The organism is Agrobacterium sp. CMT1 (assembly GCF_037203725.1).
GTDB lineage: Bacteria > Pseudomonadota > Alphaproteobacteria > Rhizobiales > Rhizobiaceae > Agrobacterium > Agrobacterium pusense.
On sequence record NZ_JBBCAR010000009.1, the window covers coordinates 1 to 412 of the forward strand.

Annotated in this window: 1 protein-coding gene; it reads left to right on the forward strand. The window is 60.7% G+C overall.

Annotation, left to right across the window (positions count from 1 at the left end; all coding sequences use genetic code 11):
* Positions 1 to 412 (forward strand): AGE family epimerase/isomerase (locus WA845_RS14005; protein WP_337322426.1); only part of this gene is annotated, 412 nt, incomplete at both ends.

Consider the following 412-nt stretch of genomic DNA (forward strand, 5'->3'; position numbering starts at 1 on the left):
CCCTGGAAAGACGCAGTGTTGCACGGGCTGTCCTGGTTCGAGAAGGTCTATCGCCTTGAAAACGGCCTTTACGGCAACCTGGCCGACCAGACCGGAAAACTGATCGACCCCTCCTTCGATCTCTACAACCAGGCTTTTGCGCTTTTCGCCGCAGCACAGACAGCTGCGATCCTTCCCGAGCGGAGGAATGAGATGCGCAGCCGCGCGCTCGAAATCCTTGCCATTCTCGAGCGCGACTACAGACATCCCATCGCCGGCTTCGAGGAGGCGAACCCGCCGCGCACTCCGCTTTGCTCCAATCCGCATATGCATCTTTTCGAAGCGATGCTGGCCTGGGAAGAACAGGATCGTGACGGCCCGTGGTCGGCGCTGGCGGACGAGATTGCCGGCCTCGCACTTTCCCGCTTCATCG